General features: G+C 30.1%; 19 protein-coding genes. 8 read left to right on the forward strand and 11 right to left on the reverse strand.

Translation table 11 applies throughout. The features are described from left to right. Positions 1-24: 24 nt before the first annotated feature. Positions 25-549 carry a YkgJ family cysteine cluster protein gene (locus WG950_RS03920; RefSeq protein ID WP_079738533.1) on the reverse strand — a complete coding sequence of 175 codons (525 nt, stop codon included), beginning with the start codon at positions 547-549 and terminating at the stop codon, positions 25-27. Positions 550-636: 87 nt separating this feature from the next. On the opposite strand from WG950_RS03920, the gene argS reads away from it, so the two are divergent. The 4 genes from argS to WG950_RS03940 all read left to right on the forward strand — a co-directional run bounded on the left by argS (position 637) and on the right by WG950_RS03940 (position 5,149). Then, complete coding sequence (argS, locus tag WG950_RS03925) at positions 637-2,412, forward strand: arginine--tRNA ligase (RefSeq protein ID WP_340934241.1); 1,776 nt, start codon at positions 637-639, stop codon at positions 2,410-2,412. Between the two features lie 131 nt (positions 2,413-2,543). Continuing rightward, positions 2,544-3,932, forward strand: coding sequence for a dihydrolipoyl dehydrogenase (gene lpdA, locus WG950_RS03930; RefSeq protein ID WP_340934242.1), 1,389 nt, complete (start codon positions 2,544-2,546; stop codon positions 3,930-3,932). Positions 3,933-4,067: 135 nt separating this feature from the next. Continuing rightward, positions 4,068-4,442: a LysM peptidoglycan-binding domain-containing protein gene (locus WG950_RS03935; protein ID WP_340934243.1), complete on the forward strand. Its 375-nt coding sequence runs from the start codon at positions 4,068-4,070 to the stop codon at positions 4,440-4,442. Between the two features lie 107 nt (positions 4,443-4,549). Continuing rightward, complete coding sequence (locus WG950_RS03940) at positions 4,550-5,149, forward strand: hypothetical protein (protein WP_340934244.1); 600 nt, start codon at positions 4,550-4,552, stop codon at positions 5,147-5,149. A gap of 11 nt (positions 5,150-5,160) precedes the next feature. Here the strand turns inward: WG950_RS03940 and rlmF are convergent, their stop codons facing one another. Further along, a complete protein-coding gene (gene rlmF, locus WG950_RS03945) occupies positions 5,161-6,018 on the reverse strand; it encodes a 23S rRNA (adenine(1618)-N(6))-methyltransferase RlmF (protein ID WP_340934245.1) in 858 nt (285 codons plus the stop codon). A 70-nt stretch (positions 6,019-6,088) separates the two neighbouring features. Next, on the reverse strand, positions 6,089-7,681 hold the full coding sequence (bshC, locus tag WG950_RS03950) for a bacillithiol biosynthesis cysteine-adding enzyme BshC (protein WP_340934246.1): 1,593 nt from the start codon (positions 7,679-7,681) through the stop codon (positions 6,089-6,091). A gap of 206 nt (positions 7,682-7,887) precedes the next feature. Between bshC and WG950_RS03955 the strand changes: the two genes are divergently transcribed. The 4 genes from WG950_RS03955 (at position 7,888) to WG950_RS03970 (ending at position 11,867) form a co-directional block, all read left to right on the forward strand. Then, positions 7,888-10,365: a M14 family metallopeptidase gene (locus tag WG950_RS03955; RefSeq protein ID WP_340934248.1), complete on the forward strand. Its 2,478-nt coding sequence runs from the start codon at positions 7,888-7,890 to the stop codon at positions 10,363-10,365. Between the two features lie 78 nt (positions 10,366-10,443). Then, positions 10,444-10,800: a hypothetical protein gene (locus WG950_RS03960; RefSeq protein ID WP_340934249.1), complete on the forward strand. Its 357-nt coding sequence runs from the start codon at positions 10,444-10,446 to the stop codon at positions 10,798-10,800. A gap of 2 nt (positions 10,801-10,802) precedes the next feature. Beyond that, positions 10,803-11,168, forward strand: a complete 366-nt coding sequence (locus WG950_RS03965; protein WP_340934250.1) for a YchJ family protein — start codon at positions 10,803-10,805, stop codon at positions 11,166-11,168. A 48-nt stretch (positions 11,169-11,216) separates the two neighbouring features. Continuing rightward, entirely contained in the window at positions 11,217-11,867 is a 651-nt protein-coding gene (locus WG950_RS03970) for a peptidoglycan-binding domain-containing protein (protein WP_340934251.1), read from the forward strand. Between the two features lie 69 nt (positions 11,868-11,936). Here WG950_RS03970 and WG950_RS03975 read toward each other — a convergent pair whose 3' ends face one another. From WG950_RS03975 to WG950_RS04010, 8 genes are all read right to left on the reverse strand, one after another. Beyond that, positions 11,937-13,355, reverse strand: coding sequence for a T9SS type A sorting domain-containing protein (locus WG950_RS03975; RefSeq protein WP_340934252.1), 1,419 nt, complete (start codon positions 13,353-13,355; stop codon positions 11,937-11,939). Between the two features lie 366 nt (positions 13,356-13,721). Beyond that, positions 13,722-15,146, reverse strand: coding sequence for an MFS transporter (locus WG950_RS03980; protein ID WP_340934253.1), 1,425 nt, complete (start codon positions 15,144-15,146; stop codon positions 13,722-13,724). 7 nt (positions 15,147-15,153) lie between these two features. Then, entirely contained in the window at positions 15,154-16,650 is a 1,497-nt protein-coding gene (locus WG950_RS03985) for a glycoside hydrolase family 30 protein (RefSeq protein ID WP_340934254.1), read from the reverse strand. A gap of 7 nt (positions 16,651-16,657) precedes the next feature. Beyond that, positions 16,658-17,668, reverse strand: a complete 1,011-nt coding sequence (locus WG950_RS03990; protein ID WP_340934255.1) for a glycoside hydrolase family 2 TIM barrel-domain containing protein — start codon at positions 17,666-17,668, stop codon at positions 16,658-16,660. A gap of 8 nt (positions 17,669-17,676) precedes the next feature. Further along, the gene (locus tag WG950_RS03995; protein ID WP_377499541.1) at positions 17,677-18,954 is read right to left on the reverse strand and encodes a glycosyl hydrolase family 17; all 1,278 of its coding nucleotides are present in this window, start codon (positions 18,952-18,954) and stop codon (positions 17,677-17,679) included. A 15-nt stretch (positions 18,955-18,969) separates the two neighbouring features. Beyond that, on the reverse strand, positions 18,970-22,404 hold the full coding sequence (locus WG950_RS04000; RefSeq protein ID WP_340934256.1) for a hypothetical protein: 3,435 nt from the start codon (positions 22,402-22,404) through the stop codon (positions 18,970-18,972). A gap of 132 nt (positions 22,405-22,536) precedes the next feature. Next, a complete protein-coding gene (locus tag WG950_RS04005; protein WP_340934257.1) occupies positions 22,537-24,249 on the reverse strand; it encodes a glycoside hydrolase family 16 protein in 1,713 nt (570 codons plus the stop codon). Between the two features lie 31 nt (positions 24,250-24,280). Further along, entirely contained in the window at positions 24,281-26,272 is a 1,992-nt protein-coding gene (locus tag WG950_RS04010) for a carbohydrate binding domain-containing protein (RefSeq protein WP_340934258.1), read from the reverse strand. Between the last annotated feature and the right edge of the window lies 1 nt (position 26,273).

Here is a 26,273-nt window from a genome sequence, read left to right on the forward strand (position 1 = left end):
TGCAAATTTTACTAGTAAAAGAGTTTAAGATCTTTTAATTTTCTTGTTACCTTCTAAAGGCAAACGCTTTTTTAAGTTTTCTACAATATTATAGGTAGCAGGACAAATTGCTGTATTAGCAATGGTTAAGTCTGTTATGCCAATAAACTTTTTACGATTTGTATGCGGATATTCTGCACATGCTTTTGGCCTTACACTGTAAATAAAACAAGTATTATCGCTTTCATCAAAAAAAGTACAAGGCGCAGATTTTAAAACCATAAAATCGTCTTCATCTCTCTCTAAATATTGCGATGTAAATGCTGCAACCTTCATTTTTAGATATTTCGCAATACGTTCTATATCAACATCAGTAAATATTGGGCTAGTTGTTTTGCAACAGTTTCCACAAGTTAAACAGTCTGTTTTTTCAAACTCTTTATCGTGCAATTCTTGCATTAAATAATCTAATCTTTTTGGCGTTCGTTTCTTAAGTCTCGCAAAATATTTTTCGTTTTCTTTTTTTGCTTCTTTAGCTAATTTTGGGAGTTGTTTCAGCATTTTTTCCATGATACAAAATTACAATTATTCTTCCGGAAAAATCACTCAGAAAAACAAATAAAAATCCTTAATTTTGTATTTCAATTTTATTAATAAATGAATATTCAAAACACCCTAGAAACTAAAGTTAAAGAAGGTTTCTTAGCATTATATAATATCGAAATTCCGTCTGTAGAGTTTCAAGCAACAAGAAAAGAATTTGAAGGAGACATTACTGTTGTTGTTTTTCCGTTGCTACGTTACAAAAAAGGTAATCCTGTACAAATAGGAGAAGATTTAGGTACATATTTAGTAGAAAACGTTACCGAAATCACCAATTTTAATGTTGTAAAAGGATTTTTAAATTTAGTTATAGACGATTCTTTTTACTCAAACTTTTTTAATGCGATTCTAGAGAATACTTCTTATGGTTTTGAAACACCAAAGGCTAATGAAAAAGCTATTATGGTAGAATATTCTTCTCCGAACACAAACAAACCTCTTCATTTAGGCCACGTTCGTAATAATTTATTAGGATATTCTGTTGCAGAAATTATAAAAGCGTCTGGTAAAAAAGTTTACAAAACTCAAATTATTAACGATAGAGGAATTCATATCTGTAAATCGATGTTGGCTTGGGAAAAATTCGGAAACGGAGAAACTCCTGAATCTACAGGCTTAAAAGGTGATAAATTGGTTGGTAATTATTACGTGAAATTTGACCAAGAATATAAAAAAGAAATAGCTCAATTAATTTCTGAAGGTAAAACTGAAGATGAGGCTAAAAAAGAAGCTCCTTTATTTGTAGAAGCACAACAAATGCTTTTAAAATGGGAAGCTGGTGATAAAGATGTAGTGGCTTTATGGGAAACTATGAATGCTTGGGTTTACGCTGGTTTTGACGTTACTTACAAAAACATGGGAGTTAACTTTGATAATCTTTACTATGAAAGTAACACCTATTTATTAGGAAAAGATGTTGTTGCGCAAGGTTTAGAAAAAGGTGTTTTCTTTAGAAAAGAAGACGGTTCTGTATGGTGCGATTTAACTGATGATGGTTTAGACGAAAAAATTGTTTTACGTTCTGACGGAACTGCAGTTTATATGACTCAAGATATTGGTACAGCCATTCAACGTGTAAAAGATTATGCAGATGTTGGCGGTATGGTTTATACAGTTGGTAACGAGCAAGATTACCATTTTCAAGTATTATTTTTAATCTTAAAGAAACTAGGTTTCGATTGGGCTAAACAATTACATCATTTAAGCTACGGAATGGTAGATTTACCTTCTGGAAAAATGAAATCTAGAGAAGGAACTGTTGTAGATGCTGATGAATTAATGATAGAAATGACAGATACTGCTAGAACTATTTCTGAAGAACTAGGCAAGTTAGAAGGGTATTCTGATGAAGAAAAAGAAGAGTTGTATAAAACGATTGGTTTAGGAGCTTTAAAGTATTTTATTTTAAAAGTAGATCCAAAAAAGAGAATTTTATTCGACCCGAAGTCTTCTGTAGATTTTCAAGGAAATACTGGTCCTTTTATACAATATACGTATGCTAGAATTCAATCTATAATTAGAAAAGCAAATTTTGATTATTCGAGATCTGTAAGTGTAGATTTACACGAAAAAGAAAAAGAATTATTAAAACAATTAGAATTATATCCTGAAACAATACAGCAAGCTGCTGCAAATTATTCGCCAGCAATTATTGCAAATTACACCTATGATTTGGTGAAAGAATTTAATTCTTTTTATCAAAATGTACACATTTTAGGAGAACAAGATTTAGATAAAAAAACATTTAGAGTTCAATTATCTAAAAAAGTTGCAGACACTATAAAATCGGCATTTTCTTTATTAGGAATTCAGGTTCCTGAAAGAATGTAAAAAAGTTAGTAAATTAGCACGCGTTAAGGATTGAAGTGGCATCCTTTTTTTGAGGTACGATAAAAAAAGATAGAACGTAAAGCCTGTTAAAACGCCCAAAATAAAACAAACAACTAGTAAATATTAAAAGAATGAAATACGACATCATAATTATTGGAAGTGGACCTGGAGGATATGTTACGGGAATTAGAGCTTCTCAATTAGGCTTTAAAGTTGCCATTGTAGAAAAAGAAAGTTTAGGTGGAATTTGTTTAAACTGGGGATGTATCCCAACAAAAGCATTACTAAAGTCTGCACAAGTTTATGATTATTTAAAACATGTTGATGAATATGGTTTAAAAGCAGAAGCAATTGATAAAGATTTTGATGCTGTTATTAAAAGAAGTCGTGGTGTTGCAGACGGAATGAGCAAAGGTGTTGCTTTTTTAATGAAGAAAAACAAAATCGATATTATAAATGGTTTTGGTAAAATAAAAACTGGTAAAAAAGTTGATGTTACTGCAGAAGATGGTACTGTAACAGAATATAGTGCAGACAATATTATTATTGCAACTGGTGCACGTTCTAGAGAATTACCAAACTTACCACAAGATGGTAAAAAAGTAATTGGTTATAGACAAGCAATGACGTTGCCATCGCAACCAAAATCTATGATTGTTGTAGGTTCTGGTGCAATTGGTGTTGAGTTTGCTCATTTCTATAACTCTATGGGAACAGAAGTTACTATTGTAGAATATATGCCAAATTTAGTACCTGTAGAAGATATTGATATTTCTAAACAATTTGAACGCTCTGTTAAAAAATCTGGAATTAAAGTTATGACAAACTCTTCTGTAGAGTCTGTTGATACTTCTGGTGATGGTGTTGTTGCTACTGTAAAAACTAAAAAAGGAGAAGAAACTTTAAAAGCTGATATTTTATTATCTGCAGTTGGTATTAAATCGAACATCGAAAACATTGGTTTAGAAGATGTAGGTATTATTGTTGATAGAGATAAAATCTTAGTAAACGATTTTTACCAAACTAACATACCTGGTTATTATGCAATTGGTGACGTTGTTCCTGGACAAGCTTTGGCACACGTTGCTTCTGCAGAAGGAATTACTTGTGTTGAAAAATTAGCTGGTTTACATACAGAAGCTATCGATTACGGTAACGTACCTGGTTGTACATATGCAACTCCAGAAATTGCGTCAGTTGGTATGACAGAAGCAAAAGCTAAAGAAGCAGGTTACGAACTTAAAGTTGGTAAATTTCCATTTTCAGCATCAGGAAAAGCAAAAGCAGCAGGAACGCCTGATGGTTTTGTAAAAGTAATTTTTGATGCAAAATATGGTGAATGGTTAGGTTGCCATATGATTGGTGCTGGTGTTACTGATATGATTGCAGAAGCTGTTCTTGGTAGAAAATTAGAAACTACTGGTCATGAAGTTTTAAAAGCAATTCACCCACACCCAACAATGAGTGAAGCTGTAATGGAAGCTGTTGCAGATGCTTATGACGAAGTAATTCATTTATAAGATTATTATTTAAAATTTATAACTGAAATATAATTATCATTTAACTATAAAATTTGTAGTTTAATCGAAAAACCAAGGCTAAAAGCTTTGGTTTTTTTGTACATTTAGACTATAATTAAAAATCAAAAAATTAAAATGAGAGCAAAATATCAAAGCGTATTAAATCTAGGAGAAGAATTAGCTATTAAAAATGGAGATGTAAAAGAAGAAAACGGCGTACTACATGTTGTAGGTACTGCCAAAAACCAATATGAAAAAAACTTACTTTGGGATGAAATAAAAAAAGTTGGTGGTGAAAACCCTACAGATATTATGGCGGATATTTCTGTAGAAGATACTTCTATCTTTGCAAACCATACTGTAAAAAGCGGAGATACTCTTGGTAAAATTGCAAAGCAATACTATGGTAAGTCATCTAAATATACTGCTATCTTTGAAGCAAATACTAATATCTTAAAAAGCCCAGACGTAATTTATCCTGGTCAAGAATTAGTTATTCCTAATTTATAGAATAGTATCATAAAATATATTGAAACCGAAGTTAATAGCTTCGGTTTTTTTACGAAATAAGTATATACAAATTAACAAATACTGTACATTTACATTTTATTATACAAATGGTTACAGACAAAAAAAAGTTTTTAATTGAGGTTATCAAAGGCATTCTAAAACTAATAGTTGCAGGTGTTTTTATTGGTTATTTAAAAGAATACGACTTAATAATTGCCTTAATTTTAGTTGCAAAACTTACACATAACGTTTACAAGGATATTATTAAACCCAAAAATAAAAATTGGTTGTTACTTATAGGAATGCTTTTAACTTGCTTTGGCGGAATTGTAGGTGAAACTTGGGGTGTTGCAAACGGTTATTGGCAATACCATGAAGTTAGCAGAGAATTACCGCTTTGGCTACCTTTTGCTTGGATGTATGCCTTCTATTTTTTATACAAATTAGAATTAAAATTAATTCCGTTATTAAAAAATAAAAGTCAAAAAAATAAAATTATACTTGCTTTAATTTTAGCATTAATATTACCTGCTTTCGGTGAAGTTATTACGATTCAGTTAGGTGTTTGGACGTATTATTGGCCTTATCAGCTTTTCGGAGTACCTTTATATGCTTTTATCTGTTTGGTTTTTGTACATATGTTAGTGTACACAATACTACACTACATTTGCAAAAAATACAATATTAAAGATCTAGTATACAATTAAAAAACTTTTAATTAAAACTGCCAACAAGCAATTCTAGTAACCTTATTACCTTGATTCATTGGAATTACTTTAAACTGAACTGCACCTAATTTTTTTGAAGATTTTTCTAAACTTTCTATATTTTCTTTCTTAGAAACTAAACTTGTAAACCATTTGCTTTTGGTTTTAAACAAAGAACTTTCGTATAAATAATTGTGTAGAAAAGCTTTTTCTCCGCCAACATACCAAAGCTCATTATTATTCCCAGAAAAATTTCTAACTGCATTATTTCCTAAATTCTTAGTCTTTCTTCGGTTTGCACCTTGTGCTTCTTCTGCAGATTTATAAAAAGGAGGATTACACATCGTTGCAGTAAAAGAATCTTCTTCTTCTATAATTCCTTTTAAAATATTTTGCTCGTTAAATTGCTGACGTAAAGTGATATTCTCTTCTAACTTATTATCATAAATAATATCTTGCGCATAATCTAAAGAATCTAAATCAATATCAGAACCAACAAATGTCCAATTATACTCTGCTACACCTAAAATAGGATAAATACAAGTTGCACCGGTTCCTATATCTAATATTTTAATATTTTCTTCGGATGAAAGCAAATCAGATAAATGATGAATGTAATCTAAACGACCAGGAATTGGCGGACACAAATTTTCATCAGGAAAATCCCAAACAGACAATTTATCATAAGAAAATAAAAGTGCTTTATTCAGTTCTTTTACAGCCTTAGGGTTCGAAAAATCGATACTTAAATTTCCGTAGTTATTTGTTGCTACAAACTCCTTTAAATTAGAATTATTAAGAACAAGTTCATCAAAATTATAACCTGTATTAAATTTATTTTTTGGATGTAAACCTTTTTCTTTACTCATAAATATCGATATTTTTAAAACAATTAATGGTTATAAACCATATTTTTAGAACTGTAAATTTTATACTAAATTAAAGTTCTAAAACAGTAAATTGAAGATTTAATGGTTTTAAAGATTTTTTAAGCGCTTTTATAAAATCACAACCATATTCTAAATAATATTCAGAGAAATTACGCTGTCTTTCTTCTAAACTTTGATTCGGTAAAATTTCATTTTGAAGAAAAGTAATTCGATCTACCAAATCTTTTTGCCTTCTTTTTTCTGCTCTAATTAATCTCTTCTGTAAATTCTGTAAACCTTTAATTTGTTTCTTTTCTTGAGCTTTTACTGCATTTATAAAAGTAACATCAGTTTTTTCTGCAACCGTTTTTAACTCTTCAAATTGTTGTTCTAAATAAGTAATTTTATTGTTAAAATTAACTTCTAAATCTGCGTTTTCAATTACTTTTTTAGATAACAACTCGTGTTGATTTAAAAACAACTCTTCTATAGAAATATCTAATTTATTTAGTTTTCGTTGTTGCTTCTCTGAGACAACTTGCACAGAATTTCTTAATAATAAAATAGGAAAAGGAACATTTACTTTATTAAAATATTGTTTCAACTCAAACCAATATGCCATTTCGCCTCCACCACCTAAATAACAAATATTTGGTAAAATAACTTCTTGATAAAGAGGCCTCATTATTACATTTGGCGAAAATGCTTTCGGATTTTTTTCTACTTCCTGTAGAATTTCTAATTTAGTAAATGTAATTTCCGTGTTGTTTATCTTATAAATTCCTTCTTCAAAAACGATACGTTCTCTAAAGTTATCGCCTAAATAAAATAAATTAATCTCTCTAGGCTTTACTTGAATTTTATAATTTTCTTCTAATTTTTCTATAGTTCTAGAAACTTCTTTAAACGAAGTACCACGCTCTAGTTCTTCATTAACAAAAGGAATAAAAAGTTCTTTTAATTGTTCATCATCTCCATCAACAATTACCAATCCAAATTCTTTAAACAATTCGTTTGCGATATATCGTGTTGCATCTGCTAAATTATTGTGCTTTAAATAACCATCAGAAAAAAGAGTTCGCAAATATGTAGCATTTTTAGAACCACCTAATTGATTTGCAAAAACATTTAAAACGTTATCTAAACCTTCAGTAGAAAATCGTCCTACTGCACCACCATCTTCTCTGTTCCAAACAACTTTTTTACCTTTAAAGTTAAAGTAGTTAATCTCATCAAAATCGTGATCTTCTGTTGCCATCCAATAAGTTGGCACAAAATTTTTCTCTGGAAATTTTTCTGACAATTCTTCTGCTAAATTAATGGCAGAAATAATTTTATATAAAAAATACAACGGTCCTGTAAATAAGTTTAATTGATGACCAGTTGTAATTGTAAAAGTATTTTTAAGTTTTAAAAGTTGTATGTTTTCTTCCGTTTTCGCTGAAACATCAAAATTTAAATATTGATTTTTTATCGCTTCTGCCAAAACCAAACGAGTTTGCAAACTAAAAGATGTTTCTTTTTCTTCTATTTGATTGTAAAACCCTGTAATATCTGGAAAATTATTGTAAAACGGTTTTAAAGTATCTTTTTGCTCTAAATAATCTATCATTGTATTAGAGAAAAAACCTGTTTTTTTAAACGGAATTTGAGTAACTTTCATTAGGCTACATGGTTTTTAATACAACAACATTCTCTATCTATCTTACTGCTCATTTTGACTTCTAAATTTTTTATAAAAATACAACTATTTTAAGCTTTGTAAATCACTACAAATCAATCTAACAAAGTTTTAACAAGTTCTATTTTCTGCAAATTAACAATTTTAAAAATATATTATTACTTTTGATTTTCTAATCAAACACTTACATGAAAATCAAATCTATTGTAGTTGTTCTTTTTTTATTAACAGGAACACTATTTTCTCAAAAAATTAAATCTCCAAAAGAATTTTTAGGTTACGAAATTGGCGCTCGTTTTACAAGACATCATAAAGTTGTAGACTATTTTAATTATGTTAGCAACACTTTATCTAATGTAAAGTTAGAGAAATACGGGGAAACAAATGAACACAGACCTTTGTATGTTAGTTACATTTCTTCTGCAGAAAATATTAAGAATTTAGAAAGCATAAGAAAAAATAATCTAAGTCAAACAGGGGTTATTTCTGGTAATTCTAAAAACGATATTGCCATTGTATGGCTAAGTTATAATGTACATGGTAATGAAGCTTCTAGTACAGAAGCAGCAATGTTAACATTATACGAACTGGTTACTGCAAAAAAAGCTTGGTTAGAAAACACGGTTGTTATTTTAGACCCTTGTATTAATCCTGATGGTAGAGATCGATATGTAAATTGGTACAACCAAGTAAAAAGTACACCTTATAATACAGATCAAAATGCTAAAGAACATGCAGAACCTTGGCCAGGTGGAAGACCAAATCACTATTTATTCGACCTAAATAGAGATTGGGCTTGGGCAACACAAGTAGAATCTCAGCAAAGAATTAAAGTTTACAATAAATGGATGCCTCACATTCATGTAGATTTTCATGAGCAAGGAATAAATAATCCGTATTACTTTGCTCCTGCTGCAGAACCTTTTCATGAAATTATTACTGATTGGCAAAGAGATTTTCAAACACAAATTGGTAAAAATCACGCAAAATATTTCGATAAAGAAGGTTGGTTATATTTTACAAAAGAAAGTTTCGATTTATTATACCCAAGTTATGGCGATACTTACCCAACATATATGGGCGCAATTGGTATGACCTATGAACAAGCTGGTCATGGTCGTGCAGGTTTAGGTATTCATACAGATGAAGGTGAAATTTTAACTTTAAAAGATAGAGCTGCACACCATTTAACTACAGGTTTATCTACTGTAGAGATTTCTTCAAAAAATGCTAAAAAACTAAACTCAGAATTCAGAAAATTCTTTAATAATTCTGGTTTGAACTTTAAAAGTTATGTTTTAAAGAACGAAAATGCAGACAAAATGAATCGTCTAAAAGAGTTATTAGACACTCATGAAATAAAATATGAAAGTGCTAAAAATGGTTCTGTAAAAGGATATAGTTATACAACACAAAAAGATGCCAAATTAGACGTAAGCAATAAAGATTTAGTTATTCATACAGATCAGCCAAAAGGTAAAATGGTAAAAGCTTTGTTTGAACCAAATGCTAAATTAGTAGATTCCTTAACTTATGATATTACAGCATGGTCTTTACCATATGCTCATGGTTTTAATGCTGTTGCATCTAAAAGTAAGGTAAACTCTACAACTAACAACTCTAAAAACACTGTTGTAAATTCTGAAGATAAAAGTGCTTATGCATATGTTTCTAAATGGAATAATCTTGCTGATGCAACTTTCTTAGCAGATTTATTAAAGAATAATATTGTACCAAGGTTTGCAGAAAAATCATTTTCAGCAAACAATACATCTTACGATAAAGGAACTTTAATAATACTTAGAAATGATAACAGAAACACAGATTTTGATTCAAAAATTGTAGCAATAGCAGACAAACATCAACGCAAATTAACATCTGTTGCCACTGGTTTTTCTCAGTCTGGTGTAGATTTTGGTTCATCAGCAATTAAACCAATTAACAAGCAAAAAATAGCAGTTGTTTCTGGTAAAGCAACTTCTTCTTTAAGTTTTGGTGAAGTTTGGCACTTTTTTGAAACTCAATTAGAATACCCAATTACTAACATAAACTCTAGTAATTTTGGTTATACAGATCTAAGTAAATATGATGTTATAATCTTACCTAGTGGTTATTACAATAGTATTTTAAGTGGTTCTACTTTATCTAACATAAAAAAATGGGTAAGATCTGGCGGAACATTAGTAGCAATAGGAAATGCATTAAATAGTTTTGCCAATAAAGAAGGATTCTCTTTAAAAACAAAAAAGAATGCAGAAATAAAAACTGACAATAATTTAGTTCCTTACCAAGATAGAGAACGTAAAAGTGTTGCTAATTTAATTACAGGAAGTATTTTTAAAAGTACGTTAGACAATTCGCATCCGTTAGCTTTTGGATATGATAAAGAATATTTTTCTTTAAAACTAAGCGGAACCTCTTACAGTTACTTAAAAAAAGGATATAATGTTGGTTATTTTGATAAAAACTCTAACAATATTTCTGGTTATGCAGGAAGTAAAGCTGTAAAAAATGTACATGAATCTTTACTGTTCGGAGAACAAACGATGGGAAGAGGAAGTATTGTTTATATGATAGATAATCCTTTATTTAGATCTTTTTGGGAAAACGGAAAACTATTTGTAGCCAATGCAGTATTTCTGTTAAACTCTAATCAATTAAAATAAAATCTAAAAAACCACTCAAACAGAGTGGTTTTTTTTTATAATCATGAAACATTTACCTTTGTAATCTTAATAATAATCATGCAAATAGAAGATTTAATTGGTGAATATCAAATAATAGGTAAAAACCAAGATAATACTGAAAACACTTATAAAGGTATTTTAAATTTAAGAGTACTAAACAACAACAAACTTAAAGCTGTTTGGCTAATTAATAAGAGTCAGCAACAATTTGGAGAAGGTTTTTTTAAAGATAATATCTTAGTTATTAATTTTGAATATCAAGGTGATGAAAACGATATTTACAAAGGAACAGTTGTTTATAGGTGCTTATCAAAAGATATTTTAGATGGTTTTTGGTCTGAAGAATTTGGTAACCCAAATTATTTAGGTGAAGAAAGATGTTTTAGAATTAAAGAAAATGAAATATTAAATTAAGTATGAAATGTCCTTGTAACCCAAATAAATTATATAAAAATTGCTGTAAGAAAGCTCATGATGACATATTCTCTGTTAAAACATCAGAAGAATTAATGCGCTCTAGATACAGTGCTTTTGTGTTGGGTAATACAGATTATTTACATAAAAGCCATCATAGTTCAACAAGATTGTCTAATAGAGAATACAAAGAATTAAAAAAGTGGACTAAATCTGTTGATTGGGTAAAACTTCAAATTCATAATTCTACGAATAATAGTGTAGAATTTACTGCCTTTTTTATTGAAAACGGAAATTTAGAAACCATTAAAGAATATGCTACATTTTGTAAAGAAAATAATCATTGGGTATATTTAAATGCAGTTTAATAGCTATTTTATTACTTTTGCATTACCTAACTACAACTTTTTATTTTAATGAAACAAATTATAATTTTTTTGTTGTTAATTATTGTTATTTTAATTGGCTACGGAAAGTACAATCAGTACAAAAGATACAACTCACCAGAGGTTAATTATACATCAACTAAAACCTTAGATTTAGAATACTACAATCAAGAAATTGTTTTAAAGTATTATGAAGCTGTTGAAGAACTTAATAGTTTTGTAATGTTACAATGGTCTGCAAACAATATAGATGTTAGAACACCAGAAGACGATGATAACGAAACAAAAATAGCGGTTGATACTTATGCTAAAAAATTAGCTACAGTAAAATACTATGAAGATATATTATCTAAATCTTCTGAATTAAAATCGAAAGGATTAACGAGTAAAGAAATTGAATTTTTAGTTAAAAATGGAGTCGATTTAATAACTTACAACAAAAATCTTTACACAAATAAGTTAATTACATTATTTAAGAATACTCCTCAGATTAAGTTTGGAAGCAAACATCCTATTGTTTTTGAAATTCAAAAGATTTTAATCAAAAAAGGATACAAACTAGAATTAGATGGCGTTTATAAAAAACAAACTTTTAATATAATTAAGAGTTTTGAAACTAAAAATAATCTTTTCTCAGACGGCGTTTTAGACCTTTTAACATTAGAAGCAATTCTAAAATAAAGATTTATAAAAAGAAAAAGGTCTAGAAACAATTAAGTATCTAGACCTTTTAATATAAATAACTAAACTCTAATTTTTCATAAACTTAGAACTCCCTACAGTATTATCAACTGTATATTTAATCATATAAACACCTTTACTCAAATTCGAAACATCAATATTTTTTGATTTTTCATTTATTTGAATATTTTTTACTTGTTTTCCTAAAATATTATAAATACTAACTTTAGAAATTATATTATCCGAAGAGATATTTAAGTAATTATTTGTTGGATTAGGATACATAGAAATGTTTAATAAAGAATTTCTTTCTACACTTGCAACTGCAGCATTAGAACTTAAAACAACACTACCTAAACTAGCTTCGTTAGACGGATTACCTAATGCACCTTTTACAGAAAAACCGTATTGAATAATAAAACCTGCTTGCAATTCTGCAGCTAATGCCGAAACTGAAAAAGAAGTCATGCTGCTTGTTAAAGTTACACTCTTATTTACAACTGTTGCGTAACCATTATTAGGATCTAATGCTTTTATAAATGCAACAACAGTGTAACCTGCATCGATTGTATAACTATCGATATTTGCAGAAAAAGTTAAATCCGAATCTGCTAATCCGTTATTTTCTACATAAGAACTTGCTTCTATATATTTGTTTGGTGTTGTAGGATTATCAAACCAAGAAGCATTTGTGTTTTCGGCTGTCCAAATAGCAAAATTAGGTTGTAATGTAATTGTTGATGCATTTACTGTTGTTTTTAAATTTGCTACATCATAAGAAAATCCAAAAGCGTAACTATCATCTGCAGTGTTAAATGCATTTACATAACCATTGTAAGTTTTAGAACCATCAATAGTAACACCATCATTGGTAGTATTTCCAGAATCATTGCTTGCGTTTTCAGTAACTACAACACTTCCTAATGATGTTTCATTTGCAGGGTCTCCTAAAGCACCTGTAACAGAAAAACCATACTGAATTATAAAACCAGATTGCAATTCTGCACCTGTTGCAGACACAGAAAAAGAACTCATTCCGTTTGTTAGCACGATGTTTTTATTAACCACAGTTGCATAACCATTATTGGGATCTAAGGCTTTTATAAAAGCGACAACTTTGTACGCTGAGTTTATAGTATGAGCATCTAAATTTGCAGAAAAAGTTAAATCCGAACCTGCTAATCCGTTATTTTCTACGTAAGAACTTGCCTCTATATACTTATTTGGCGTTGTTGTATTATCAAACCAAGATGGATTTGTATTTTCTGCTGACCAAATTGCAAAGTTAGGTTGTAATGTAACAGATGTAGAAGTAAGTGTAGTTTTTAAATTTGCCACATCATAACTAAATCCGAAAGCATAACTATCATCCGAAGTATTAAATGCGTTTACATAACCATTCCATGTTTGAGAACCGTCTACAGTAACAGAGTTTTGAGCAAACCCAAAAGCAGTTATTAAAAGTAAAAGTAAAGTAATTTTTTTCATGTGTTAATTGTTTTTTAGTTAATAAATCAATATTAAACAATATAATTAAACAATCCTTAAAAAACACCACAACAAAAAACATACATCATAAAAAAATGATTGATATATTATGAAATTACGATTAAACAAGCAATAGCCAAGGAAAAAGTATAAAAACAAAGAAACTTAAAATAAACAAACTTTAAAACAAAAGCAGTTTGTATGGGTAATGTATAGTTAGAAGATTCGATAAAAAGAAATAAAACCGAAAAGAAACATCAACAACACACTATAATTCAGATAATTGAAAAAAACCTTAATTATAACTTAGAGGTTTTAAATTAAACTTGTTGTGTTCTCGTTTTAGTTAAAAACTAAACTATTTAGCTATTTGTTATTGTTTCGCTTATCTAACTCAGCTCTAATTAAAAGCGTTTTTTCTTCAGTAACATCGTAGTTTCTCATTACGTACATTGCAGCTAAAGTTCCTAAGATTGGTAATCCTGAGAAGAAAATTCTTAAACCAAACATTGATTCTTCAGTTTGAATCGCTGCACCAGATTCAAAGTTTACAAAAGTTAAAATTAATCCACTTAACAAACCTGCAATTGCTAATCCAAATTTAACCATCCACCAATAAATCGCTCCAAAAATACCTTCTCTTCTTTTATTTGTATTTAACTCATCGATATCAATAACATCAGAAGTCATAGACATCATCAGGGTAAATAAACTTCCAATGCCAAAAGAAAAGAATGGCAATGCAAACAAAAACATATAGGGTTTTCCAGGAATAAATAAAAACCATAGTAAAATATACCCAACTACAGAAATTCCTTGAGAAATTAAAAAAGCTTTTTTCTTTCCCATTTTTTTAGACATTTTAGCAACAATAGGTATTACTAAAAAAGTAGTTACAATTGCACCAACACTTCCAAATAAAGTAGGCCAAAGACCAAAATTAGATTCGTTTCCGGCAAATAAGTAATATTTAATAATGTAGTAAGAAAAACCTGCAATCGTATTAAAAGCGTTAAATATTAAAAAAGTAGCAATGCATAATTTTTTAAAAGGTTCAATTTTTAAAGCAGCTTTAAAACCTTCTATTATTTCATTAAAACTACCACCTATGTTATCTAATGTTAAAGACGAGTAGTTTTCATTTAAGGTTGATTTACTTTTGATAAATATTGCAGGAACCGCTGCCAAAAAAGCACAAGCTATCGCTACATATATTGCTAAAGATCTTGTTGCAACATCACCAGATTCAAACAATGTTGTGTCTGCCATTAAAACCCAAAACCAAGGTGCAATTACCCAAGCCCATTGCCCAATTAATTGTGCAGTTGCCATTATATTTGTTCGTTCATGAAAATCGTCACTCATTTCATAACCCATTGCCACATAAGGAACACTAAAAATGGTTAATCCTAAATAAAAGACAAAAGACCAAAGTAAAAAATACGTAAAATTATAGTTTACAGAGTTTGATGTATACATTTGCCACATCAAAGCAAATGAAACGCCCATTATAATTGCACCTATTAAAACATATTGCCTTCTTCTACCCCATTTCGACTTCGTATTATCTGAAATAAACCCCATAATAGGATCTGTAATTGCATCGAAAATTCTAGGTAGAAAATATAAAACACCTAACATCCAACCAGGGAAACCTAAATTTTCTACTAAAACCACAGTAAAAATACCTAAAACTGCCGGAAACATTTGATTTGCCAACATCCCTAAGCCGAACGCTACTTTTTGCCCGAAAGAAACTTTTTTCTTTTTTGATAAATTAGCTGTTTCCATATTTCTTTTAGTTTGCAGGAATAATTATTGTTTGAATTGCTTGTGCATCAATTTTTACAGATACCGATTTCTCTAAAAAATTTAAAGTGAAACTTTTTTGATTTAAGCCTTCGTTAAAAACTACTACAGCAATAGAATCATCAGGATTTTTTGCCGCTGTTACTTGTAATTCTTTATCAGAATTTGTTACTTCAATTATTGAGGCTTCTGGTCTTATAAATTTGCTAAAATGTGATAAAGTGTAATATATTGGTGTAAAATACACTTCATCTTTCTCTGGATCTACTATTACAGGAGCAACACACCAATTCTTAAACCAATTTGGTCCGCCTTGTGTATCTAAAACCATATTCCAATCTACCCAACCATCAACATAATTATTTAAGCAACCAATAATATCTCTTGCATATCTATTTACAGGCGCGTATTTAGGGTGTAAATATCTATCCTTTTCAGAAGCCCAATCCCAACCCCAATCTGTTGCTTCTTTAGACCAATACCATAAATCATCTCTCCATTTTGGCACTTCAGAATCTACACAACCTTCTGTTTCTATTAAATATTTATCTGGAGATTTTTGATGTGCATACTGTAAAGCTTCCGGAAAAACCTCATACGTACTTTCATACCAATGAATTGCTGTACCATCAAAATACTTCGCACTTTCTTCTGTCTTATACATTTCATCCACCCATTCTTTTAAGCCAGCTCTATTTTGATCGTATCCTAAAATTTTAACATCCGATTTACCATCTTTTTCTAATTTTGGTCCTAAATGATTCTGAACAAAATCGGTCATTTCTTTTGGTGAATAATGCATGCTTTCCCAATTATTACCATTTCCATGCGGTTCATTTTCAACTGTAAATCCCCAAATATTTATTCCTTCATTTTTGTAAGCGTCTAAATACTTAGAAAAAAACAAGGCCCATGTATCATAATATTTTGGCAACAATTTACCACCAACCCAACTATTATTATCTTTCATCCAAGGTGCAGCAGACCAAGGAGAAGCAATTATTTTAAAACCATCTTTAGAAATTGCCATTGCATCTTTTATCATCGGTATAATATCATCTTTGTCTTCGGCAACAGAAAAATGTTTTAATTCTACATCGTCTGCAACTGGTGTATAAGAATAATTTGATAATGAAAAATCACATGAATTCATATGCGTTCTAGTAAGAGAATATTTAGCGCCAGACTCTCCAAAATATGCTTCTAAAATTTCATTTCTTTTTTCTTTACTCAATTTGTTTAACAAATACGCAGAAGACTCTGTAAAAGAACCTCCAAAACCTGTTATGGTTTGAAACTTCTTTTGATCGTTAATTTTTATTGTTGATGAGTTTTCATCTCCAGAAAAAGGCTTTATTTTAGACAGCTTATTTCCTTTGGCAGAAGTTTCATAAATTTCTACATCTAAAACTTCTTGTTTTTTTTCACAACTTAGTATCATCAAAATTGACATAAATAATAAGACGCTTTTTAGATCTATTTTCATAATATTTTTATTTTTTATCTAAAGATGAATACACTTTTTTCACGATAGAAAAAACCTCTTTTTTCTTTCTATTAATATCTACTATTCCCCAAAATTCTTCGTTGGGCGCGCCATCATATGGCACCCCAGAACTATTAGGAGCCCAACCACCAATATCTTGTTGATTGATATTACCTGCTTTCCATAAACCATCTGTAAAAGAAAACAATGTTATACCGTTACCCTTATCTTTATTGGCAACAATCTTGTTTAGAATTTTTGAAGTAGCTGCTGCTTGTGCCTTCTCATTAATTCCTTTTTCAAAGCTATCTTTAGCAATAGTCATATAGCTATCACTACCTGCTTCTGATAAATACATTGGTTTAGAACTGATTTGTTGCCATTGCGTAAAAATTTCTTCAGGATTGTCCCATCTATAAACATTCATTCCCCAAACATCAATATTTTTGCCTTTAGCATATGCAATTGCATTTGGCAATTCACCATGCGCTGTTGCTACCGGATGATTATTATCTATTTTATGAATTGCTACTGCAGCCTTATCCATAACATTGTACCAGTTTAAAATATCACCATCAAACCATTCTGGATGATAATTGTATTCATTACCCAACTCCCACATTAAAATTGCTTTGTGGTTTTTAAACTTTTCTATATAATCTAAATAAGAGCCAGAATACAAATCGTTTATACCATCTTGTTTGTACCCAAACCCAATAATTACTTTAATTTCTGCTTTTTCTAATTTATTTAAAACAGTAACATCTGCAATTGGTTCATAAACTCTTATGGTGTTTATGCCTGCTTCTTGCATCAATTTTAAATCTTGATCTATACTATTAAAACTTCTTTTATTACTTCCTTTAGGAACCGGATGGTAACAAATTCCTTTAATAAAATATGGTGTATTATTTACCAAGATTTTATTTTTCGAAACACTTACAACATCGGTTTTTGTCTCAGAATTACAAGAGATAAAAAGAAAGGTCAATAAAACTAACTGTATATAATTTTTCATTTTAAATATTATTCAAGAAGTAAAACCTCTTCCATTAATTTCTGTTTATTACCATTGTAAGACTTTTGGATTGGCAAATTATTTCGTGTTAATGATTTAAACATATTTTTATCTACCAAGTGCCAAAGCGCAAATTTCGCCTCACTTTTATTATTAATTAATCCGAAATGATTTTCTGATCCTTCAGGATTTTTAGCGTCTTTCCATTGCTCATCAAAAGCTTCAAAATAAAAACATGTAATTCCGTTGCTATTAGACCAATCTCTCATTGCTTTGTAATAAAATGCCTGCTTATATTGGTCTGTTGCTTTAGATCCTTTTGAACCATAAAAGCCATTAGATTTTGTTGCCCAACCAGTTTCTCCTATATGAATCGGTTTTTGAACACCAAGACTTTGAACATATTTTTTTACATTTTTATATTGATTTACTGCATATTTTGTAGCATTTTTCATCAAAGAATCTATTCTTACTTCCTTAGAAACATCAGCATCTTTAACATTATTAACTTTCCAAAAAACCGGATTATAATGTGTATCATGCATTGGATATGTGTGCATAGAAATAAAATCTACCGCCTTAATTAATCGTGTTAAATCTTCTGTATGGTAAGATTTATCTCCGCCACCCCAAGAAGCAAAATTATCTGAACTTGTAACCCAAAGGTCACTTGACAACTCGCCTTCTTTTTTTAATTTTTGAAGATAATTTACCCATTTTAGTATCACTTTTGGCTGAACATAATAACTTGTCGCCCATTTTACCATTGCCTCATTACCAACAGAAATAATTTTTACAATTTCTGGGTATTTTTTTGCCAATGTAACAGCTGTTTCTATTTCAATAGCATTCCTTTCGCTTTCTTCAAGGTGATTAGGTTCTTTACCATTATTATTAAAAGCATTTTTACAATCGATCCACGCACCTAACATTACGTACATTTCAAAACCACTTTCTTCTTGCTTAAGTTGATTAATAGCTTCTAATAAATTTGCTGCTTGTTTTAAATGAACATTATAAGTTCTTAGAACTTTAATTTTCATTGCAGACAAAATTTTTAAATCATCTTTTAATTCTTTGATTGTAGGTTGAATATCTCTTGATTTTTGTCGATATCCGCCATACGAAATAGCCAAATACTCTTTATTTCCTAGAATTTCTGATGCTGATAAATTTCTAACATCAACCTTGTTTTTAGTTGCATTACCTTTGCACGAAACGATAAAAAAGAGCATAATTATCCATATAACATAAAGGAAACCATTCATCTTTTTTATCATTTTCATCTTTATTATAGTTTATTAAAATGAAACTTTAATACTTGCCACCTCATTGGTTCTTTTGAATAATTTTGCACTAACTTCTGGAGTTAATTCTAATTTTTCAAAAACATCTTTATCACCATTTTCATAAAAAACAGCTACATTTTTAGTGTCTGATTTCTCATAAACTATCGGCACTTGGCAATACGTAAAACTCAATTGATTTTCTAAAACTTTAATTGTTTTTTCATCACCAGAAACTGCTACATAATTAAATAGTTTTTCTGCTGATAAAAATTCTGATGTTTTTAATAAACGAGGATTAAAAACAATTTTTCCTTCTTTCACAAAAACACCTAATTCACCGAATCGACTTAGTATATCTTCCTTTACTTGCCCAGTCATACCAGGTTGTTGCGCTCCTTTACCTGCAGGAGTATGAGAATAAGCATCCGTAGGAAAGGCACCATAAAGCTTTGGTGATTTGTGCACACCAACTCCTGCATGTATTTCGTAGTAATGATCTAAAAGTCTTCCAATAATAGCCTCATGTTCATTATTTCTTACCGCTAATAAGCAGTTTTCTTGCACAGCAACTAATAACTTAGAAACCATATGCCAATAAATTGAACCTAAACCTTCGTAACCAAAAAATGTTCCTGAGCGACCTGTGAATGATTTATGATCAAAAATATCTTCAAAAATTGCAAAAACTTTAGCTGAATCTTTCTCTATCAATTTTTGATATTTTTCTTTTGATAAATTATCTAAAGCTTCTTTTAAGCTATTTGCATTATTAAAATTACCGTTAAAATGATAATTTCCTAAAATATCTTTTTCAATAATTTCTTTGTTGTTTTCTTTTACTAAAGCTGATAATAATTGTGAATTTTCTACACTATTTTTAGCGATGTTATTCTTCTTTGTAAAGCTTGGTAATTCTTTATTAGGATATAAAATATAACTGTACTGATCCTCTCTAAAAAGTGCACTATTTTTTAAACCATCTAGTAAGCCTAGTGCTTCTTTTGGTGATAAATAGCCAGAGCTTAAAACAGCAACTTGCCCCTCTAACATTTCTGATAGATAAGAAATAGAAACCTCTTCTTTATTTTCTATTGTCATTAAATTATAGGCATGAAACATATTATCATTACGCTTGTTTGCTCTAATCGAATGCTCTAAATATGTATTTGTAACGTTTATAAATGCTAATAAATCTTCCTTAGATATAGTTTTTTTAGTTGTAGAAAATCCGTTTTTATAAATGTTTAACCTGTATTTACTTGCTGGTTTCCCTAAACTATCTAATACTGTTTTTCTTTCTTTATCTGTAAATTTTCTAGATAAAATAGATTGATGTTTATTTAAAGTAGCTAACACTTCATAGAAAAAAGTTTGTAATTCAGAAGAAATACTTACTTCTGTAATTGAAGAGTCATTTACTATATTCTCGTAAAAATTTAAAAATCTGCGTAAATAATATAGTGTAACCATAGAAACACCATTACCAACTAAAGCATTGTTGGCATCATTCCATTCTGGTCGTTGGGTGTTCAACCAAATACCTGCTTCTGGTATAAAATTAGAAACCTTTGCCAAAACAGTTGCTAATAGTTTTTCTATTAAATTAACTTTATAAATCTGACTGTTTTTAGCTTCTAAAAGTGCTCCATCAGCACCAATTTCACTTCTTTTTTTGTCGATTTCTGCATTTAATTGGTAATCGAAATCAATTGTATCTTTCGGGTTTTCTAATATTTCTTCGTAAGATTTAATTTTGTAAGGCACATTGGCATATACAAAAATATCTTCTGTGAATAATTTTGTCAATTCATTAGGATAATGTTTTTCGATAAACTCTAAAAACTTAAGCAAATAAATAATTTGATGATCGCCCCAATAACCAATATAAGACCAAGGATCATGCTCTTCGATAACTTCCCAATCGAAACCACCTTTTGTTACTCTATAAGGATTGTAACCATCAAAAGTAGTTGCATTTAAAAACTTATGAATCATACTCTCGATAAACTCTGGATAAGCATGCGCTAAAGCCTCCCAATTCTGAAAAATATCACGCCAGTTTCCTTCGTAATCTAAAACCTTGGAACCATCAACCTCGTTTTTAGTATTGATAGAAAACTTATTCCATGGTCTACTCGGGTCTCCGTGTCTTCTACTAAATTTTAAAGGCAAATACTCTAAACATAAACGTTTAAAATCTTTATCTGAGCTCGAATTCGCTATATTTTTTACTTCGGATAAGTTAAAAACTGCTGCTAATTTATTTAAGTCGTTTTTATTATCTTGAAACACATTTTTATTTGCTTTTTGCAAATAATTGATAAAATCTACTTTTTCGATAGAATAATTATCGTCAAAAATCCCACCTCTCATTATATTAAAAAGCGTATTAGAAAAATGTCTTGTATTTACTAAATTATCTTCTGTTAACTGTAAACCGTCTGCAGAGGCTGTTAATTTTATTAAATTTTTTGTCCCTAAATCAATATCATCTTGCAATAAATTTTCTACTGCAGTTTTAGATTTTATTATTTCAGAAATTTCTACAACATCACTTACCGATTGATTTACATTAGCAACTTGTAACCATTTTTTTTCTGAATTTGAGGGTAAATTGAACTCAAAAGCAGTTAAATACGCACCTTTTTCTGCTTTTACAGCTGTTTCTTGCTCTAAAGCAAAACCTCTTCTAAAGTTATTAATTTGCAATGATGATAATAAATAAGTAGGATTATTGATACCTAAAGACCATACAATATTTGCTTTTAACGCTTCACTAGGTTCTGCTTTATCTACAATAATTGCGCTTAAAGCATAAATACCTAGGCCAACATTTTCTTCTAATTCACATTTTTTATAAGCATCTGCCAAATTACTAACATTTGCTTGTAAATCTGACCCAATACCAAACGGAATTATATCTTGAAAACCATCTAAAGTTTCAACATTTACATTGGCATTAGCATTATTTACTAAGGTTGCTTTTCTAACAAAACCAAACTTATCACTAGAATTCCATTCATACTTAAAAGTTAATTCTAAATCGTTATTAATTTCTTCAAAAACAATTTTATTACCAAAAGTATTTTTATAAATATTTCTTGTTATATCATACAAACCAGCTTGTCTCTCAGAAAAAGGTTCCCAGAGTTTTGTGCTTTCTTGCGCTATAATTCTAAAAATAGTTTTACAACCTGTTGTTTCTGCTAAGGCTGTAATTTTATCGTCTGTATAATAAGGAAATAAAGCATATTGAGCATTTTTTCTACCAGCAGTTAAGCCACCATTACTCGACACAAACATCCAATGATTTGAATCTGACACAATAGTCATAAAAAAAGGACGCATTGTATGTGTGTTTTCAATCTTATAAAAAGACTCTTTTCCTATAGTTACTAATTTTCCGTTATTAGTTACTGTTGGTTTATCTTTAAAAACAGTGCTCATTTACTTCTTTTTTTGATTAATTAATTTTAAAATTTGATATAAAAATCTTGCATTCAAAATTTTAAGAATGTATTATTTTAGATCTAAATACCGATTGTTAACTTATTTAAAGCTACTTATAAAAGTTTTTATTTATTGAAATACTTTGATGTAATCTACCTCCATTACATCTTCTGTAAAAGCAGGATCTACGTCACCACCAAGTGTACCTCCCATGGCAACATTCATTATAAAAAAGAAATCTGCATTAAAAGGTAAAGAAGCATCATTCTCTAGTGTATGGTACGCTACATTGTCTATAGAAAATTTAATTTCATTTTCAGACCAATCTATCGTGTACACATGAAATTCTGTTGTCGATGTTGGTAAACTCGTAGACATAGATGGTCCGCCACCAGCAAAATTACCTGGATAATGTATGGTACTTAAAACAGTATTTTTGTCGTTTCCTTTTTGTTCCATGATATCCATTTCTCCTGCATTTGGCCAACCAACAGAATTAAAGTTAGCTCCTAACATCCAAATTGCAGGCCATGTACCTTGCGATGCAGGTAGTTTAGCTCTAATTTCAAATCTTCCGTAAGTAAACTCTTGTAATCCTTCCGATTTTAATCTAGCAGAAGTGTAACCCGTACCATTTTTCTTTGCTTTAATTTTTAAACTTCCGTTTTCTACAATTACATTTTCTGCATTGTTTGTATATGTTTGAAGCTCGTTATTTCCCCAGCCACCTGCACCTAAATCATAAGTCCAGTTTGCAGCATTTGGTGCTCCATCAGTATTAAAATCATCTTCCCAAACTAAATTTGTAAAAGCAGAAGTTGTTGCAGAACCTGGTTTTACTGTTGTAAATTTAAAATACCAAGCTAAATTAGGATCTACACCATCTAAAGTTCTAACATACATTTCTGTTTCAGAAATTTCTAAAATTTCGAAACTAGTAGAACTAACATAATATGCCATAAAACCGCCGTTAGAAAAATTCATTTGTGTACCTCTTGGTTGAAAAGCAGGATCTGCTACTAATGACCAATCTTCTGATGAAGGTGCTAATGAAACATTACTATCGAATGAAGTATCAAACGTAAAACATTCATCTCCGTTCGCGCCAGAACCACCAACAACTGTTTGGTGTGCTGCATTTCCGTTGAAAAAAGTTTCTCCTTTATTATCTAAAGCATACGTCATCGAGCCATCTTCATTAATTGTAAATGTTAACTCATCGTCTGAATAACAGTCGTTTGTTGTACCTGCAGCTGCTGCAAAAAATGCTGGATAATAGTATTGGCTTGGTCCGCCATTAATTTGAATATCAAACGCTAAAGAAGGGCCAACACCTAAAGCTCCATCAACAGTGTTGTCGATATACCAAGTTTTAGAAACTGGCGTTGTAACTTCTAAAATATCGTTACCAGCAGCATCTTTAGATAAAGGTGCACCAGATAAAAAAGATCTTGCTTGAATATCATCAAAGGCACTAAAAACCTCTAAAAGTACTGTAGAAGATGATGAAACACCACCTTTACCAGATGCAATAATTGTTACATTATATGTATTTACACCAGTTTTTGTAAATCTGTGCTCTACTTCTCCGCTAGAAGAAGCCACTTTATCAGATCCATCACCAAAATTGTAAATATAACTTACTGCATTGTTTGCAGTGGCTTTAAATTTTACAATTCCAGATCCATCACCATAAACATTGGTATCATCTTTTCCTATAATTTCATTTTGAATATTAATATTACTAGGAACTGTTATTTGACCAAATTCTTGATCTTCTTCTTGACAACTAAATAGTGTTATTGTCAATGAAAATAATAGTATATATTTTAATGTTTTCATTTTTATATTTTTATAAAGTTATCTTTTAGATTTAATTACTAGATAATGAAACATTATCAATATTTACTTGCCCTACAGCTGCACCTAAATCAAAAATTACTCTGGCATCTGTTGCACCAAAATCTGTTGCTGTTAAGGTTACACTATAAGTTGTTACTTCTGTTGTAATGTTTACAGTTTCTGATGTGTTAGACCAAGGTGCTGCACTTAAACCAATACCGGCAATAATTGGTCTATTTACATCAGACCAAGCATCAAAAGTTAATGTGTATGTGTTCCCTTGAACTATTTCTACCTTCTGACTTAAGTTTACATCATAAGGATTACCAGCAGCTGTTACATTAACAGAATAATACGTATTGCCATTATCTGTAACTACTGGTGCAGATGAGCTGTCATCTACTCCTATTAACCAAGATTCGCTTCCGTTTTCAAAATCTGAATTATTTAAAACGTTTCCTTTTCCCACTATTAATGATACGTTATCAATATTTACCAAACCAACTGCTGCACCAATATCAAAAATTACTCTCGCATCTATTGCCCCAAACTCTGTAGCCATAAGTGTAATTGAATATGTTGATCTTGTTGGCGTAATGTTAACCGTTTCTGTAGTATTAGACCAAGGTGAAGCACTTAAACCAATACCGGCAATTATTGGTCTATTTACGTCTGACCAAGCATCAAAAGTTAATGTGTAAGTATTACCTTGAATAATTTCTACTTTCTGACTTAAGTTTACGTCATAAGGATTTCCTGCAGCTGTTACATTTACAGAATAATATGTATTACCATTATCTGTTACTACTGGTGCAGAAGAGTTATCATCAACACCAACTAACCAAGCTTCACTTCCGTTTTCAAAATCTCCGTTTGTTAATAAACCGTCATTAAAAGTAGTTGAAGCATCTGGTTCTTTATAGAAATAGAAATTATCTATATAAACTACATTCGAAATGCCATCAGAATCAATTAAAATTTGAGTAATCTTATTTTTATTTGCCAGATCACCGCCGTCAAAACCTGTAATATCTAAATCTATACTTTGCCAAGAACCACCAACGGTTGTACCTAAAGATTCTTCATCTTCACCTCCGTCTACTGTGTTTACTATTTTAACCAACAACTCATTTGTAGCGTCATTTGGCACCCAATAATCTATGTGTAATTTTTCCATAGAAGATACATCAATACCGCTATCGTAATTGGTAACCATACCCACAAAATCTAAGTTTGTTAGTTTCCAAACATTGTTATTATCTATTGTAATTGCTTCGAAACCAGAAGAAGACCAAGTTGTAGGTAATTCGTTTAATGTTACATCGGTATAAGCATCACTAAAAATCGAAACAACGTCTTCTGCTTTTCTATTCTTCGGATTTGGTGCCGCTTCTAATGGCGCTAAAATTTCTGTTACTGTAAATTCTTCTGTATATTCTAAAGTTGCAATTGCCGCACCTTTTGCTACAATTTTAATTGAATAATCACCCGCTTCTTTATAAAGGTAAGAAATAGTTTCACCTATATTACCAGAAACTGGTTCTGTTGCATTTACTTCACCTGAATAAAAATCGAACATTGATGCAAAATCTGCATTTACCGTAATATTTACTTGTTTAGATATGGCTGCATCATTTTCTAAAACTACAACTATATTCTGAGGTGCTTTAAATGAAACTACTAATTGTTGTATGGCTTCAGTTTTATCTCCGTTTAAATTATAAGCAACAATTTTTACATCGTGCGTACCTTCTGTATAAACATTAGATGCACTTTCGCCTTGTTCTAAATTAACAGGCGTAGTAGTATCTGCATCAAAATAAACATCGTAATTAGTTGCTCCTTCTGCATTTGGCGTAATTGTAACTTCGCCAGTATTATCTTGCTTTATATTATAATTAGCTGTAACATTTGTTGGTGCTGATATATTATCTGCAAAAGAAAGGTCGTTTAAATTATCTGTACACGCTGTAAACAAGATCAACACGATAAAGAATCTATATATATTATTTATTTTTTTCATC

It is taken from the genome of Polaribacter marinaquae, from assembly GCF_038019025.1.
GTDB lineage: Bacteria > Bacteroidota > Bacteroidia > Flavobacteriales > Flavobacteriaceae > Polaribacter > Polaribacter marinaquae.